Origin of the sequence: Mycobacterium sp. WUMAC-067, assembly GCF_020217485.1 — a bacterium.
Lineage (GTDB): Bacteria > Actinomycetota > Actinomycetes > Mycobacteriales > Mycobacteriaceae > Mycobacterium.
Genome location: NZ_JAEKMI010000073.1, coordinates 1 through 15,113 on the forward strand (window position 1 = coordinate 1; position 15,113 = coordinate 15,113).

Consider the following 15,113-nt stretch of genomic DNA (forward strand, 5'->3'; position numbering starts at 1 on the left):
GAGCATCTGAACGCCGAAGACGACGATGCGCGCCGCGCAGCGGCGCGAGGAGGAGTCGAGCATCTGAACGCCGAACCGCCGTTCGTGCTGTGCGGGCCGACGCAAACCCTGATCGCCGACGGCGTGCTGCGGCGCTACGGCGACGTGGGCGCGGCGCAGGCGGCGCTGCGGTCGAATCAGGTGCCGATTGTGTTGGGCGCGTTGCCCTTTGATGTCAGCAGCCCGGCCGCGTTGCTGACGCCGCACGCCGTCGATGTCACAAAGGGCCCCCCGGACTGGCCTACGGGCGCCCTGCCGCCGGTGCGGGTGGCCGCGGCCCTCCCGCCGCCGGGTGACTACCGCGACCGGGTCCGCCGGGCCCGCGATCAGCTCGCCGCCGCGGACAACCCGCTGCACAAGGTGGTGTTGGCCCGCGCCTTGGAGCTGGTGGCCGATGCCCCGATGGACGCGCGGGCCGTTTTGCGTCGGCTCGTCGCGGCGGACCCTACCGCCTACGGCTACCTCGTCGATCTGAGCGCCGCCGGCGACGACTACGCGGGCGTGGCCCTGGTGGGCGCCAGCCCCGAACTTTTGGTGGCGCGCAGCGGCGACCGCGTCGAGTGCCGGCCGTTTGCCGGGTCGGCCCCGCGCGGCGCCGACCCCGACGCCGATGCCGCCAACGGCGCCGCGCTGGCCTCCTCGGCCAAGAACCGCCACGAGCATCAGCTGGTCATCGAGACCATCCGGGCGGCCCTGGAGCCGCTGTGCGACGACCTGTCGATCGCCCCCGAGCCGCAACTGAGCCGCACCGCGGCGGTCTGGCACCTGTGCACGCCGATCAGCGGACGGCTGCGCGATACCTCAACGAGCGCAATCGATTTGGCTTTGGCGCTACACCCCACCCCGGCCGTCGGGGGCGTCCCGACCAAGGCCGCGGTCCAGCTCATTGCCGAGCTGGAGGGCGACCGCGGGTTCTACGCGGGGGCGGTGGGCTGGTGCGACGCCCGCGGCGACGGCCGCTGGGTGGTGTCGCTGCGCTGCGCGCAGCTGTCGGCGGACCGGCGCAGCGCGCTGGCGCGGGCCGGTGGCGGTATCGTCGCCGAATCCGATCCCGACGACGAAGTCGCTGAGACCACAACGAAATTCGCCACGATACTCAACGCCCTGGAAGTCCAACGATGACCGCAGACATCCGCCGCGCCGCGCCGCACGACGTCGCCGCCATCACCGAAATGATCCACGCGCTGGCCGAATTCGAGCACGCCGCCGATCAGTGCACCGTCACCGAAACACAAATCTCCACAGCGCTTTTCGGTGACCGCCCGACGGTGTACGGGCACGTGGCGGAGGCGGACGGTGAGGTCGCGGCGACGGCGTTGTGGTTCGTCAACTTCTCCACCTGGGACGGCGCGGCGGGCATCTATCTGGAAGACCTGTTCGTGCGCCCGGGATTTCGCCGGCGCGGGCTGGCCCGGGCGCTGCTGGCGGCACTGGCCGGCGAATGCCTGCAGCGGGGCTACACCCGGTTGTCCTGGGCGGTGCTGAACTGGAACGCCGACGCCATCACGCTCTACGACGGGATCGGCGGGGAACCGCAGAACGAATGGACCACCTACCGGCTGTCGGGACCGCGGTTGGCGGGGCTCGCGGAGTCGCCCTGACCACCGGCGGCCCAGCGCACCGCGGCGGGGCTGAACAGCAAACCCAACACGACCAGCGCGACAACCCCCGCCGGGATCCCGAAGCCGGGCTGGTGTGATCCGACCGCGAGGTACCACGCCACCGGCAGCAAGAGCAGCTGGGTGATCACGGCCAGCCCGCGACCCCAGCGCTTGCCGAGCATCAGCGCACGCCCCGCGGCGATCACTCCGGCGCCGACGAGGACGAACCACCCGGCGGTGGCCAGACCGTTGGCGACGTGCTGGTCGGCCCCGGCGATCCCGCGCACCACCAGGACCACGGCCACGACCAGCGCGGCCACGCCCTGCGCCGCGACGATGACGCCGGCGCGGCGGACGGCGGTCGGGGCGGCTGGCGGCTTCACAGCGCCAGCGTAGTCAGGGTGGCCGCCCCTCCCCCGCGGTTCCCCCACAGCGCAGCCTTAACCGGCCCGCCTAAGCTCGTGATTCATGCGGGCCGTGCTGATCGTCAACCCCACAGCCACTTCCACCACGCCGGCCGGTCGCGATCTGCTGGCCCACGCCCTCAAAAGCCGGCTGCAGCTCAGCGTCGAACACACCAACCATCGCGGGCACGGCAGCGAACTCGCGCAGAAGGCCGCCGCCGACGGCGTCGACCTCGTGGTCGTGCACGGCGGCGACGGCACGGTGAGCGGCGTTGTCAATGGTCTGCTCGGTCGCCCCGGAACGCTTCCGAGCGGGCCGGTGCCGGCGGTGGCCGTGGTGCCCGGGGGTTCCGCGAATGTGCTGGCGCGATCGCTGGGCATCTCGCCGGATCCGGTCGCGGCCACCAACCAGCTCATCCAGTTGCTCGACGACTTCCAGCGGCACGGCACGTGGCGCCGCATCGGCCTGATCGACTGCGGCGAGCGGTGGGCCGTGTTCAACACCGGCATGGGCGTCGACGCCGAGGTGGTGGCCGCGGTGGAGGCCGAACGCAGCAAGGGCGGCAAGGTCACCGCGTGGCGCTACATTCGCGCATCGGTGCCGGCCGTGTGGGCCTACACCCGCCGCGAGCCGATGCTGACGCTCGAACTTCCCGGCCGCGAACCCATCTCCGGCGTGAGCTTCGCGTTCGTGTCGAACTCCAGCCCGTGGACGTTCGCCAACGAACGGCCGGTGTGGACCAATCCCGGCTGCAGCTTCGAGTCGGGGCTGGGGGTGTTCGCGCCGACCAATCTGAAGTTGGTCCCCACCCTGCGGATCGTGCGGCAGATGTTCGCAAAACGGCCCACGTTCGACTTCAAGCACCTCGTCACCGAGGACGACCTGCCGTGCGTGCGAGTTACCTCGACCGGAGGCGCCGTCGCCTGCCAGTTCGACGGGGATTATCTCGGCGTGCGCGAAACCATGACGTTCAAGTCGGTCCCCGACGCGCTGGCGGTGGCCGCGCCTCCTCAGCAAAAACGTCGCTGAACTGCGGCAACGCCGGGGCTGTGGCGCACGCAACAAAAAGCTGCACCGGGAGTGGCCCGTGAGTGTAGTACAACGGAGTAAGGGCTTGACTACGAGATGATCAAAGTGAGATAGCCCACGAGCGAACTCACACTATTGACATCTGTTGAGCCTGTGAAACGATCAAAAGGTTGCATGCAGAAATTTACGTAGGGGTGCGGCCCCTTTTCTTCTGCACGCGTTTAACAGCCGAAGAAAATAGCCGTGCGCCTTGCTGCGCACTCAGTAAGGAGTAAAGACGTATGGATTGGCGCCACAAGGCGGTCTGTCGTGACGAAGACCCGGAGCTGTTCTTCCCGGTGGGGAACAGTGGTCCGGCGCTCGCGCAGATCGCTGACGCGAAACTGGTCTGTAATCGGTGTTCGGTGACCACAGAGTGCCTCGGCTGGGCCCTGAACACGGGCCAGGACTCGGGCGTCTGGGGCGGCATGAGCGAAGACGAGCGGCGTGCGCTGAAGCGTCGCAACGCCCGGACGAAAGCCCGCAGCGGGGTTTAACCCAGATAACGCAAAACGGTGCGGCCTCGACGATTGTCGGGGCCGCACTCTTGCGTCTGCCTACAACAGCATTCGGGTCCGTCGGCCGATCGGGACGCGCAACACCACGTCGGTGCCGCGGGCCGCGGACTGGCTCATCCCCAGGGTGCCGTCCAGTTCCGCCGAGACGAGCGTCCGCACGATCTGCAGCCCGAGGCTGTCGGAGGTCTCCAGGCTGAATCCGTCCGGCAGGCCGCGGCCGTCGTCGTGCACCACGACGTCCAGCCAGCGCGCGGAGCGCTCGGCGCGGATCGTCACCGAGCCTTCCTCGACGGCCGGGTCGAAGGCGTGCTCGATCGCGTTTTGCACCAGTTCGGTGATCACCATGATCAAGGCGGTGGCCCGGTCGGAGTCCAGCACGCCCAGATCGCCGACCCGGTTGATGCGGATCGGACGGTCCACCGAGGCCACGTCGTTCATGATCGGCAGGATCCGGTCGATGACCTCGTCGAGGTTGACCTGCTCGTCCACCGACATCGACAGGGCGTCGTGCACCAAGGCGATCGACGACACCCGGCGCACCGACTCGATAAGCGCCTCGCGACCCTCCGCGTTGACCGTGCGGCGGGCCTGCAGGCGCAGCAGCGCCGCGACGGTCTGCAGGTTGTTCTTCACCCGGTGGTGGATTTCGCGGATGGTGGCGTCCTTGGATATCAGGGCCCGGTCGCGGCGCTTGACCTCGGTGACGTCGCGGATCAGCACCGCGGCGCCGGCGCTGGCGCCGTCGACCACCAGCGGCAGCGTGCGCAGCAGCACGGTGGCTCCCCCGGCGTCGACCTCCATGCGCATGCTGCGCCCCCCGGCCACCAGGTCCCGCACGTGCTCGGCCACTTCCTGCGCCTCGAACGGATCCGAGATCAGCGGGCGCGTGACCTCGATGAGGTTGTGTCCCTCCAGGTCGGCGGTCAGGCCCATGCGGTGGTAGGCCGACAGCGCGTTGGGGCTGGCGTAGTCGACGACGCCCTTGACGTCGAGGCGGATGAAGCCGTCGCCGACCCGGGGGGTGGAGCGCGACATCACCACGTCGCCCGCGTCGGGAAAGGTGCCCTCGGCGAGCATGTGGACGAGGTCGCCGGCGCACTGCCGGTAGGCGATCTCCAACTGGCCGGACGCGCGGTCGGCGGCCACCGCGGTCTGATGGTGGGTGAGCACGGCCACCACCTGGCCGCCGTACCGCACCGGGGACGCCTCGACGTGGGTGCCCGGCAACCACGAATTCTCTTGGCCCGCAACGTTATCCCGCTGTGCGGTGCCCGACGCGAACGTCTCGGCGACGAGGGTCAGGCGGCCGGAGGCGATGGCGGTGCCCACCGCGTCGGTCTGGAGCACCGTGGGCGCGGTATTGGGCCGGCATTGCGCCACGCACACCAGCACGCCGTCGTCGCGCCGCACCCACATCAGGTAGTCGGCGAACGACAGATCCGCCAGCAGCTGCCACTCGCCCACCACCGCGTGCAGATGGTCGACCGCGTTGCCCGGCAGCATGGTGTGTTCGGCGAGCAGATCACCGAGAGTTGACATCGCTTACTCCCCGGGTCGTTCCCCGGCGGCTGGTCGAAGGGGCCTGACCGGCTAGCTGATCACCGCGATGAGGTCGCCCGCCTGAATGACGTCGCCCACCGACACGCTCACCTTGCTGACGGTGCCACCGACCTCGGCAAGGACGGGGATCTCCATCTTCATCGACTCCAGCAGCACCACGGTGTCGCCTTTGCCGATCTGGTCACCCTCGTTGACAACGACTTCGAGCACGCTGGCCACGATCTCGGCGCGCACATCCTCGGCCATCTTCACCCCACTCGTTTCGGCCTCTGCGCAGGCTGGCTGCTGGTCATCGCCGGTTGTTGGTCCATCGCTGGATCTTTGGTCCATCAAGGTTCTACCAGGCTCGCCTACATCGAACCACAGGGCCCGCCGGGACCGCGGCGCGCGGCCCCCGACGGCCCCGCATGCGGGCCGCACCAGGGCGAAGACAATGCGCGGCGCGTCTCGTGAGAGACTGGACGGCAAGCCAACCGGCGCCAGGCGCCTGGTTTGACAAGCAATCAACGGAGGTTCGACCCATGGCCAAACGAGGCCGTAAGAAGCGCGACCGCAAGCACAGCAAGGCCAACCACGGCAAGCGACCCAATTCCTGAGGGACGCTACTGCGTACCCCGCATGATGGTGGTGCGCCGGATCTCGAGCCGTAGCCGCTCTCGCAGGCCCTCCGGGGCCCTTTCGCCTTTGCATTTGGTGGCGATCAACGCCTTGATGCGCTCTTCGAGGCCGTAGTGCTTGAAGCAGCCGGGGCACGCCTCGAGGTGCTGGCGCAGTTGTTCGCGGGTGTCCGGGCCGCATTCACCGTCGAGCAGCAGCCAGACCTGGCGGATGACCTCCGCGCAGCCGACGCTGCCGTGGGACTCGTCGTTGGGGCAGGCCTCCGGCGAAGCACCGCCCTGGCCGGCGAACTCGCTCATGACGACACCTCCTCGTGCGCCTGCTGACCGCGGTTGAAGCCCCGCTCCTTGGCAACGTCGGCCAACAGGCCGCGCAGTTGCCGTCGGCCGCGGTGCAGCCGTGACATTACCGTTCCGATCGGCGTATCCATGATTTCGGCGATTTCCTTGTACGGAAATCCCTCGACGTCGGCGTAATAGACCGCCATCCGGAATTCTTCCGGCAAGGCCTGCAGCGCGTCTTTGATCTCGGAGTCCGGCAGCGACTCCAGGGCCTCCACCTCGGCCGAACGCAGCCCGGTCGAGGAATGCTCGGCATTGGCGGCCAGCTGCCAGTCGGTGATTTCCTCGGTCGGATACTCCGCCGGCTGGCGCTGCTTCTTGCGATAGCTGTTGATGTAGGTGTTGGTCAGGATCCGGTACAGCCATGCCTTGAGATTGGTGCCGGCCCGAAAAGAGCGGAAGCCCGCGTACGCCTTCACCATCGTCTCTTGCAGCAGGTCCTCGGCGTCGGCGGGGTTTCGCGTCATGCGCAGCGCGCCGCCATAGAGCTGGTCCAGCAGGGGAATCGCGTCGCGCTCGAAGCGCGCCGTCAGTTCGGCGTCCGTCTCTTCGGGCGCCACGGGCTCGGTAATGGACGGCGTTGCCGCGCCATCGCGGCCATCTAGAGAATCGGCCATGTCGCTTAATCCGGTCCCTTCTGCTGCGGTGTTACCGGAAAGCACAGAAAGCGCCACCGGACTCGCAAGGACGCCAGCCAACTGCTCCTCGCCTAACAGGCTCGTCGCCGTTGACACCACGCTGCTCCTCCCAATCTAAAGGCTCACCCCGACAAGCTCCGCCCGGGTGCGACCCACCGCATCGAAAAACCAATTGGATCAACCGCGCGCACGATCCGGCTATTTCCGGGGCGAATTCGGCCCGCAATATCGGTACCCGCACCCCGGCGCAGACCCCGGTCGGGCCGATTCCGGCGTGGCGTTAGTGTGACGCCATGTCCCTGAATGGCAAGACCATGTTCATCTCCGGCGCCAGCCGCGGCATCGGCCTGGCGATCGCCAAGCGCGCCGCCCAGGACGGCGCCAACATCGCCCTGATCGCCAAGACCGCCGAGCCGCACCCGAAGCTGCCGGGAACGGTGTTCACCGCGGCCAAGGAGCTCGAAGAGGCGGGCGGGCAGGCCCTGCCGATCGTCGGGGACGTCCGCGACCCCGATTCGGTCGAGGCCGCCGTGGCCAAGACTGTCGAGCAGTTCGGCGGCATCGACATCTGTGTCAACAACGCGTCGGCGATCAACCTGGGTTCGGTCACCGAGGTGCCGATGAAGCGGTTCGACCTGATGAACGGCATCCAGGTGCGGGGCACGTATGCGGTATCGCAGGCCTGCATCCCGCACCTGAAAGGGCGCGAGAACCCGCACATCCTGACGCTGTCGCCGCCGGTGCTGCTGGGCCGCGAGTGGCTGAAGCCGACGGCCTACATGATGGCCAAGTTCGGCATGACGCTGTGCGCGCTGGGCATCGCCGAAGAAATGCGGGACGAAGGCATCGCGTCGAACACGCTGTGGCCGCGCACGCTGGTGGCGACCGCCGCGGTGCAGAACCTGCTCGGCGGTGACGAGGCGATGGGCCGGGCCCGCAAGCCCGAGGTGTACTCCGACGCCGCCTACGTCGTCCTCAACAAGCCGTCCAAGGAGTACACCGGCAACATGCTGCTGTGTGAGGACGTGCTGGTGGAATCCGGCGTCACCGACCTCTCGGCGTACAACTGCGTGCCGGGTTCGAAGTTGGGCGTGGACTTCTGGGTCGACGGCGTCAACCCGCCGGGGTACTCGGGGCCATAGTCGTGATCGCAAGCGCGGCGCAGCCGGGCGCGGCGGGTCACGACCGTCGAAGTTCGTCGTGATCGCAAGCGCGGCGCAGCCGGGCGCGGCGGGTCACGACCGTCGGAGTTCGTCGTGATCGCAAGCGCGGCGCAGCCGGGCGCGGCGGGTCACGACCGTCGGAGGTAGCCGGTGCGCGGCGCGGCCACCCCGGGCATCGCCGAGTTGGTGAAAGCCGGTGTGCCGCACCAGGTTTTGCACTTCGACGCGGTCGCCGACCTGTCCGCGTCGTCCGGCGTGGCGCCCGAACAGGTTTTCAAGACGCTGATCGTCGCGCTGCCGGGTGAGCTGGCCGTCGCGATCGTGCCGGTGCCGTCGCGGTTGTCGCTGAAGGCGGTCGCCGCGGCGCTGGGTGTGGCCAAAGCCGTCATGGCCGAGCCCGCCGCCGCGCAGCGGGCCACCGGCTATGTGGTGGGCGGCATTTCGCCGTTCGGTCAACGCAAGCGGCTGCGCACGGTCCTGGACGCCTCCGCGCTGCGCTGGGATCGGATGCTGTGCAGCGCCGGCAAGCGGCATTACGATGTCGCGGTCGCACCCCGGGACCTGATCCGCCTCACCGGCGCGATCACCGCCGACATCAGCCGAGAGTGACGACGACCTTGTCCGCGGCACCCGGAGTTTGGGCGAGCTCGAGCGCCTCGCCGACGTTGTCGAACGGGATGGTGTGGCTGACGATCAGCGCGTATTTCTCCCAGTTCGCGACGAGATCCTTGGTCACCTCGAAGATTTCGTCGGGGTAGCCCATGCTCCCGAGGAGGGTGATCTCGTTGCTCATCACGTTGATCAGGTCGACGGGCACCGGCTCCTTGTGGACGCCGACGATGCCCACGGTGGCACCCTTTTGCGCGGCGGCGAGCGCGGTGTTGACGACGGCGGGCACACCGGCCGCGTCGAGATAGATGTTCGTGCCCGCCTTGCCGGGGTACATGCTCTCGCCCCGGCCGTGCAGTTCGATCAGGCGCGCCACGACGTCCTCGTCGGCGGAGTTGATGACCGCGTCGGCGCCGATCTGTAGCGCCTTGTCCAGCCGGCCGGGGAGCAGGTCCACGACGACGACGTGGCTCACGCCAAGGGATTTGAAGGCCAGCGTGGCGCCCAGGCCGATCGGTCCGGCGCCGAACACGGCGACCTTGTCCGTCGGCTTGGGTCGGCACCGGTTGGCGCCGTGACGCGCGACGGCCATCGGCTCGTTGAGCGCCGCGACCTCCCACGGGACGTGGTCGGGGATGACCTCGAGACTCGTTCCGCGGACCGCGTTTTCGATGAGCAGGTAGTCGGCGAGCGCGCCGCTGGGTCCGCCGTTGCCGATGATGCCGCCCGGGGCGGCCATCGGGTTGATGACGACGTGGTCGCCGACGGCCAGGCCGCTCACCATCTCGCCGACCTCGGCGATCTCCCCGGCGGGCTCGTGTCCGAGCGGTGTGTGTCCCTGGCGAGGGGGCAGCCCGCCGATGGTGATGTAAAACGCGTCCGAACCGCAGATGCCGCAGGCGCGCATCCGGACCAGCACGTCGTTGGGGCCCACCGTGGGACGCTCGGCGTCGAGTACTTCGGCCTTGCCCGGGCCGGTGACCATTGACATCTTCATCAGTGACTCCTCGCGCGAACGGGTCAAGCCGCCATGGATTGCAGAAACCCGGGCCAGTCGGGAAACAGTGCCCGGTCCACGATCTCGATGCGGACGCCGGACGGGTCGACGTAGTAGGCGAACATCGACAGCGTCTCGCCACTGGGTCGCGCCTCCAGGCGGTACCCGCTGTGTTCGAGTTGCGCTGCGGCACCGGCTATGTCGTCGACCCAGTAGCCGAGGTGGTGGGCGCCGCCTCCGGGTGGCGCGGTCCAGATTGTGCCCGGCACTGCCTGGATCAGCTCCAGGTGTGGCGCGTCGACCGAGTAGACAAAGCGGAACGGCACGTCGATGTCGCCCTCGGCGGTGGCCACGCTCAACGTGTACTCGACCGGTTTCGTCCACCGGTACCCCATCGCCCCGGTGAGCCGTTCGGCGGCGGCGGACATATCGTCGACCACCAGACCGGTGTGATGGCAGTCCGCCGGATTCATGGCGTGGCCTCCAGTTCGATGTCGAAGGTATCGAGGTATTCGGCGAAGATCGGTTCGAGCGCGTCGACGGTCAGGCCGTACTGGTCGAGGGTGTACGCGTTGAGCGCGAAGCGGTCCTGGGGGTGCTCGGCGAGCCAATTACGCATGCGCGCTTCGGTTTCGGAGGTCAGCGGTTCGTCGGCCCACTCGTAGATGCGCCGCATCACTGCCATCGGGTCGCGCATCATCTCGTGGTAATACATGTGGAAGAAGCGCTCGTCGCCGATGCGGTCGCGGGCCCGCAGCGGCCGCTGGACGTGGTAGCGCATCTGCGCCATGGCGTTGCGCCCCATGGCATTCAGGTCGATGGCATCGGGGTGCAGCACCATCCCTTTGGGCAGCTTCCATAGGTTGCACAGCGACCCCGTCGCCTTGTAGGGGTCGCGGTGCGCCCAGATCAGCCGGGCGTCGGGGAACACCGTGAGCAGCGCCTCGATGTGGACCGAATGCGACGGCATCTTCAGGCTCCAGTTGCCCGGGGCGGCGGATTGCAGGACCTGCAGGTAGCGCTTCTGGTATTCGTAGGTGCTGGTCATGTCGGTCTCGTGGAACAACCATTCGGCGTAGCGCGAGGTCGACAGGAACGAGTCCCAGGACAGGCCCTTGAAATCCTGATTGTGGATGAACATGTCCTCGGTGGGCCCGTCGGCGTCTTCCCAGTGCGGCAGCGGCACTTTGGCCTGCGTGACCATGTCCAGGATCTTGCGCTGTTCCTCCAGCAGGCCCAGGCAGCGCGGGTCGGTGCGCAGCGCCTCGGTGGGCGCCGGCGGGATCGGGTGCACGCACTGCCAGTGCAGTAGCGAGCGCCGGGCCGGATCCTGGTCGAGCAGGTAGCTGATGACCGTGGTTCCGGTGCGCGGCATGCCCAGGACGATCAGCGGTCGCTCGACGGGCGCGTCGAGGACTTCGGGGTGCGCCTGGATGTAGGCGTGGACCTGCATGCGCCGCCCGAGTGCGTCGGTGGCGTCGGTGAGGACGCGTTCGCGGCCGAACGGGGTGAACGCGGGCGAACTGTTGAGCTCGTCGAGCATGATGGCCAGGCCGTCGCGCCAAGAGTCGGAATCGATTTCGGCGAGGCCGGTGCGCTGTGCGGCCAGCTTGAAGACGTCGTCGGTGGTCGAGACGTTGTCGAAGTTGTTGTCGCTCATCGTTTCAGACCGTCAGGTATCCGCCGTCGACGGCGATGGTGGTGCCGGTGATGTACGAGGCGGCGTCGGTACACAGGAACAGCGTCGCGCCGGCGCAGTCCTGGGGTGTGCCGGGCCTGCCCAGGGGCGTGTGGAAGCCGATCTCGACGTCCATCACCTCGGGAATGCCCATGGCCGGGTGGGTCATTCGGGTGTCGATGAGCCCGGGCGCGATGGCGTTGACGCGGATCCCGTCGTTGGCCCACCGCCGCGAGAGGTTCATCGTCAGGGCGAGCAGGCCCATCTTCGACGAGGCGTAGCCGGGGACGAACACCGCCGAGCGGAACGCGGACATCGACACGACGCTGACGACGCTCGCCCCGCCGGGGGCCTGGCTGGACTTGAGCAGGTCATAACAGCGCATGGTCAGCCGCATCGGTCCGAACATGTTCTGCGTCACCGACGCGACGTAGCCGTCCGGGTCGTATTCGTCGCCCGCGGGATAGGGGCCGCCCGCGTTGTTGACCAAGATGTCCAGCTCACCCAGCGAGTCCGCCAGCGCGTCAACCGATTCCGGATCCTGGATCTGACACTGGCGGTAGGTGTATGCGCTCAGATCCGTCTCGGAATAGTCCGCGGCGGAACCGCGGGTTCCGGTGACCGTGACGGCGGCGCCCGCGTCGGCGAATGCGGCGGCGATGGCGTTGCCGATGCCGCTGGTGCCGCCGGTCACCAGCACGTGGGCGCCGGTGAAATCGAAGTTGACGGTGTTCATTCGGGTGACCTCAGTTCGTTGATGGATTTGGTGAGCCAGGCTTTTTCCCAGAAGTTCTCCGCGTCGGCCAGCAGCGCCTCGTGGGCGTCGACGGCGACCGCACGTGCCCCCGCGTGCAACGGCTGGGCGGCCAGGATCAGGTCGGTGAGGTGGATGGCCTGCACCGGCCGCCCCGCCGCCAGGTGCACGCGGGCCGCGTCCACGAGCGCGTCGGCACCGGCCGCGCTCACCACGTCGGCCGCCACCGAATCCGGTGCGATCCCATACAGTTCGGTGGTGGAGCGATGCCGGAACCATCCGGTGTACATCTCCCAGATGGCGCGCACATTCCACGACGTCTTGCCGTACCCCTCGCCGATGTCGAGGTGCTCGGGCACCGTGACCTCGCGCATCGCGGTGTGAACGTCGGCGCCGGAATTCATCAGTTCGGCGGTGCGGTCGTGCACGGCCTGCATGGCGTCACGCATCGCGGTGACTTCCTCCGCGATGCGATCGGCGCCCTCGATGGGGTCGAAGTGGCCGGTGATCAGCCGCTGCGGTCCGTATTCCAGCACGGTGTTCAGCGACTCGATGTAGAGAATCGGATCGCGATAGCGATCGCCGCGGATGGTCATCAGGTTCGGCACGTGCCCGAATAGTGGCCCGAACAGGTTGCCGCTGAACAGGATCCGGTCCTGCGGCAGCCACGCCACCAGCGCGTCGGTGGTCTCGCCGCCCGGCGTCCACGCCAGCTCGAAGGCTCGGCCGCCGACGGTGAAGCTGTGCCGCTGGTCGAACGTCGTCGTCGGCTCGGGAAACGAGAAGTCGATGGTCGCGGGGTCGACGGTCTGGAAATGCTCGAGCACCGCGTCGGAGAACTTCTGGAAGGCGAACGACGTCTTGGGCACCCGATAGCCCATGAGCAGCGTGTTGTCGTCGCGCCAATACCGATAGTTGCGGTGCATCACGACGTTGGTGCCCTCGTCGCGCAGCGAGTTCACCCCGCCCCAATGGTCGGCGTGCCCCTGCGTGACGATGATCGCCCGCGTCGGGCCCGGCACGTCGGCAAAAGCCTTGCGATGCAACGGCCCTTCGAACACCAGCCCGCTGTTGACGATGACCCGTCCCTCGTCGGTGGCCACCGCGTAGGCGTTGGAGACGCCCGGTGACATCCAGACGCCGTCGCCCAGGGCCAGCGCCGGCGTGTCCGTCGCCGCCGACAGGTCGCCGGCTCCGGGCCGCTCCCGATGAATTCCAGCCATGACTGGCGATCCTCTACAGTTCTAGAGGTAAAGTCAATATCCATGGGATTGCAGGGTCTGATCGACAAGGTGGCGGTCGTCGTCGGCGGCGCGACCGGAATCGGCGCCGCGACCGCCGCGCGTCTCGCCGAGGAAGGCTGCCGGGTCGTCATCGGCGACGTCGCCGCCGACGCCGCGCAGCAGACGGCCGAACGCATCACCGCCGCCGGGGGAACGGCGGCCCACGTGCCCTTCGACCTGGCGGACCCCACGTCGGTCGCCGGGCTGATCGACACCGCCGCAACGACTTTCGGCGGTGTGGACCTGTTGTTCAACGTGGGCGCCGACATGAGCGCCATCCGGGCCGACACCGACGTGGTGGACATCGACTTCGATGTCTGGGACCGGGTGATGGCGGTGAACCTGCGCGGGTATGTGGCCGCGATGAAATATGCCATCCCGAGAATGCTGGACCGCGGCGGCGGGGCGATCGTCAACATGTCGTCGGCTGCGGCGTTCCAGGGTGAGCCCGCGCGCCCGGCCTACGCCACCGCGAAGGCCGGCATCGGCGCGCTCACTCGCCACGTCGCGTCACGGTGGGGAAAGGACAACATCCGGTGCAACGCGGTCGCGCCCGGGTTCACCGCAACCGAGACCATCCGCTCGGTGCCGCAGTGGCCGGACCTGGAGGCCGGCGCGCTCAAGCGCATTCGCGGACCGCGCGTCGGCAACCCCGGCGACATCGCCGCGCTGGTCGCCTTCCTGCTGTCCGAGGAGGGCGAATGGATCAACGGTCAGGTCGTCAACATCGACGGCGGCACCGTCCTTCGGTGACCCATGGCTGACAGTACGAGGTCCCGCAAACGCGACGGCGATGAACGCCGCCGCGACCTATGCGACGCCGCGATCCGGGTGCTGGCCGAACACGGATCGCGCGGGCTCACCCACGGGCGCGTCGACCGCTGCGCCGGCGTCCCCGAGGGCACCACGTCGTACTACTACCGCACCCGCGCGGCCTTGCTGCGCGGCGTCGGCAAGCGCGTGGCAGAGATCGATGTCGCCAACTTGCAGTCGGTGATCGACGAACCGGTCGACCCGCTCTCGCCGTTCGCGCACCTGGCCCGGCTCACGATGATGCAGGCCGAGGGCTCCGGGCTGATGCTGAACCGCGCGCGCCACGAACTGTTGCTGGGCGCCGCGCGCGATCCCGATCTGGCCGACACATCGCAGGTGTTCGTCGCCCGGATCAACGCGATGGCCCGCGACGCCATCGCCCACCTGCAGCCGGACACCCGCGACCCTGAGCTGCTGGACGCGCAGACCACCGCCGTCACGACGTTCATCGCCGGCATCTTCACCCGACTGGCCGCCGGTGACCGCACCGTCGGCGACGCCGAGCAACTCACCCGCCTGCTGGAGGCGGTGGCCACCGCCGTGTCGCTGACGGCGCAGCGGAGTTAGGCGGCTGGGAGGCGAAGCCCCGTGCGATCGGGCCGGCTTTGCGTGTGGTCGATCGCGCGGCGGCGGGCGCCTCGGCGGATCGCGCCTCGCGCCGCTACGTTTCGGATATCGGGAACGTATATTTGAAATCCCTTGTGTCACTGTGTTTTCTGTGGTCACAATTCGGGGTTTTGTGTCGGTGGGTCTTCGTAATGTCTGCGGCACGGGTTCGAGTACGCGTGAGGAGATCGTCGAGGCCTTCGACGCGCTCGATGCCGCCCTCGAGGGCGTGGCAGGGCTGAGTTTTGACGCGCTGGCTCCCCGGGAGTGCATGGCGCTGTTGGAGCGCTGCGAAAAGGTGCGCCGCCGCCTGCCCGTGCCCGAGCATGCGTTGATCAATCACCTGGCCCGCCAGGCCAGCATTCAAGAACTCGGCGCCAAACTGGATCAGGCGATCGCTGACCGGTTGCGGATCAGCCACG

At 68.3% G+C, this 15,113-nt stretch carries 20 protein-coding genes; 10 read left to right on the plus strand and 10 right to left on the minus strand.

Features of this window, described 5'->3' with window-relative positions:
* Positions 1 to 63 precede the first annotated feature (63 nt).
* Both JF781_RS25880 and JF781_RS25885 read left to right on the plus strand, forming a co-directional pair.
* Positions 64 to 1,161: an isochorismate synthase MenF gene (locus tag JF781_RS25880; RefSeq protein ID WP_225329926.1), complete on the plus strand. Its 1,098-nt coding sequence runs from the start codon at positions 64 to 66 to the stop codon at positions 1,159 to 1,161.
* Entirely contained in the window at positions 1,158 to 1,640 is a 483-nt protein-coding gene (locus JF781_RS25885; RefSeq protein ID WP_225329908.1) for a GNAT family N-acetyltransferase, read from the plus strand. The genes JF781_RS25880 and JF781_RS25885 overlap by 4 nt, the downstream gene beginning before the upstream one ends.
* Here JF781_RS25885 and JF781_RS25890 read toward each other — a convergent pair.
* Positions 1,592 to 2,023: a hypothetical protein gene (locus tag JF781_RS25890; protein ID WP_225329907.1), complete on the minus strand. Its 432-nt coding sequence runs from the start codon at positions 2,021 to 2,023 to the stop codon at positions 1,592 to 1,594. The two genes, JF781_RS25885 and JF781_RS25890, sit on opposite strands and share 49 nt — an antisense overlap.
* A gap of 85 nt (positions 2,024 to 2,108) precedes the next feature.
* Here JF781_RS25890 and JF781_RS25895 point away from each other — a divergent pair, with 85 nt between their 5' ends.
* Positions 2,109 to 3,074, plus strand: a complete 966-nt coding sequence (locus tag JF781_RS25895) for a diacylglycerol kinase family protein (protein WP_225329906.1) — start codon at positions 2,109 to 2,111, stop codon at positions 3,072 to 3,074.
* A gap of 281 nt (positions 3,075 to 3,355) precedes the next feature.
* Entirely contained in the window at positions 3,356 to 3,610 is a 255-nt protein-coding gene (whiB1, locus tag JF781_RS25900; protein WP_036467351.1) for a transcriptional regulator WhiB1, read from the plus strand.
* A gap of 60 nt (positions 3,611 to 3,670) precedes the next feature.
* On the opposite strand, the gene JF781_RS25905 is transcribed toward whiB1, so the two are convergent.
* Positions 3,671 to 5,170, minus strand: coding sequence for a sensor histidine kinase (locus JF781_RS25905; RefSeq protein WP_225329905.1), 1,500 nt, complete (start codon positions 5,168 to 5,170; stop codon positions 3,671 to 3,673).
* A 51-nt stretch (positions 5,171 to 5,221) separates the two neighbouring features.
* Entirely contained in the window at positions 5,222 to 5,437 is a 216-nt protein-coding gene (locus JF781_RS25910) for a biotin/lipoyl-binding carrier protein (RefSeq protein WP_225329925.1), read from the minus strand.
* 275 nt (positions 5,438 to 5,712) lie between these two features.
* Here JF781_RS25910 and JF781_RS28765 point away from each other — a divergent pair, with 275 nt between their 5' ends.
* Positions 5,713 to 5,787 carry a 50S ribosomal protein bL37 gene (locus tag JF781_RS28765; RefSeq protein WP_085976515.1) on the plus strand — a complete coding sequence of 25 codons (75 nt, stop codon included), beginning with the start codon at positions 5,713 to 5,715 and terminating at the stop codon, positions 5,785 to 5,787.
* A gap of 6 nt (positions 5,788 to 5,793) precedes the next feature.
* Here the strand turns inward: JF781_RS28765 and rsrA are convergent, their stop codons facing one another.
* Together rsrA and JF781_RS25920 are read right to left on the minus strand one after the other, a co-directional pair.
* Positions 5,794 to 6,108, minus strand: coding sequence for a mycothiol system anti-sigma-R factor (gene rsrA, locus JF781_RS25915; RefSeq protein ID WP_225329904.1), 315 nt, complete (start codon positions 6,106 to 6,108; stop codon positions 5,794 to 5,796).
* Positions 6,105 to 6,767, minus strand: coding sequence for a sigma-70 family RNA polymerase sigma factor (locus JF781_RS25920; protein WP_225329924.1), 663 nt, complete (start codon positions 6,765 to 6,767; stop codon positions 6,105 to 6,107). Before JF781_RS25920 ends, rsrA begins: the two co-directional genes overlap by 4 nt.
* Positions 6,768 to 7,081: 314 nt before the next feature.
* Here JF781_RS25920 and JF781_RS25925 point away from each other — a divergent pair, with 314 nt between their 5' ends.
* Positions 7,082 to 7,930 (plus strand): NAD(P)-dependent oxidoreductase, encoded by an 849-nt coding sequence (locus JF781_RS25925; protein WP_225329903.1) that lies wholly within the window; start codon positions 7,082 to 7,084, stop codon positions 7,928 to 7,930.
* 171 nt (positions 7,931 to 8,101) lie between these two features.
* Positions 8,102 to 8,560, plus strand: a complete 459-nt coding sequence (locus tag JF781_RS25930; RefSeq protein ID WP_225329902.1) for an aminoacyl-tRNA deacylase — start codon at positions 8,102 to 8,104, stop codon at positions 8,558 to 8,560.
* On the opposite strand, the gene JF781_RS25935 is transcribed toward JF781_RS25930, so the two are convergent.
* Genes JF781_RS25935 through JF781_RS25955 form a run of 5 tightly spaced genes read right to left on the minus strand, consistent with a single transcriptional unit; the run spans position 8,547 to position 13,212 of the window.
* On the minus strand, positions 8,547 to 9,557 hold the full coding sequence (locus JF781_RS25935; protein WP_225329901.1) for a zinc-binding dehydrogenase: 1,011 nt from the start codon (positions 9,555 to 9,557) through the stop codon (positions 8,547 to 8,549). The genes JF781_RS25930 and JF781_RS25935 overlap by 14 nt on opposite strands.
* A 23-nt stretch (positions 9,558 to 9,580) precedes the next feature.
* The gene (locus JF781_RS25940) at positions 9,581 to 10,030 is read right to left on the minus strand and encodes a VOC family protein (RefSeq protein WP_225329900.1); all 450 of its coding nucleotides are present in this window, start codon (positions 10,028 to 10,030) and stop codon (positions 9,581 to 9,583) included.
* Positions 10,027 to 11,217 carry a sulfotransferase gene (locus tag JF781_RS25945; RefSeq protein WP_225329899.1) on the minus strand — a complete coding sequence of 397 codons (1,191 nt, stop codon included), beginning with the start codon at positions 11,215 to 11,217 and terminating at the stop codon, positions 10,027 to 10,029. The genes JF781_RS25940 and JF781_RS25945 overlap by 4 nt, the downstream gene beginning before the upstream one ends.
* A gap of 4 nt (positions 11,218 to 11,221) precedes the next feature.
* Entirely contained in the window at positions 11,222 to 11,971 is a 750-nt protein-coding gene (locus JF781_RS25950; protein WP_225329898.1) for an SDR family NAD(P)-dependent oxidoreductase, read from the minus strand.
* Positions 11,968 to 13,212 carry an alkyl sulfatase dimerization domain-containing protein gene (locus tag JF781_RS25955; protein ID WP_225329897.1) on the minus strand — a complete coding sequence of 415 codons (1,245 nt, stop codon included), beginning with the start codon at positions 13,210 to 13,212 and terminating at the stop codon, positions 11,968 to 11,970. Before JF781_RS25955 ends, JF781_RS25950 begins: the two co-directional genes overlap by 4 nt.
* 42 nt (positions 13,213 to 13,254) lie before the next feature.
* On the opposite strand from JF781_RS25955, the gene JF781_RS25960 reads away from it, so the two are divergent.
* From JF781_RS25960 to JF781_RS25970, 3 genes are all read left to right on the plus strand, one after another.
* Complete coding sequence (locus JF781_RS25960) at positions 13,255 to 14,025, plus strand: SDR family NAD(P)-dependent oxidoreductase (RefSeq protein ID WP_225329896.1); 771 nt, start codon at positions 13,255 to 13,257, stop codon at positions 14,023 to 14,025.
* Between the two features lie 3 nt (positions 14,026 to 14,028).
* Positions 14,029 to 14,652 (plus strand): TetR/AcrR family transcriptional regulator, encoded by a 624-nt coding sequence (locus tag JF781_RS25965; protein WP_225329895.1) that lies wholly within the window; start codon positions 14,029 to 14,031, stop codon positions 14,650 to 14,652.
* Positions 14,653 to 14,830: 178 nt separating this feature from the next.
* Positions 14,831 to 15,113 (plus strand): DUF222 domain-containing protein (locus JF781_RS25970; RefSeq protein WP_225341326.1); only part of this gene is annotated, 283 nt, incomplete at its 3' end.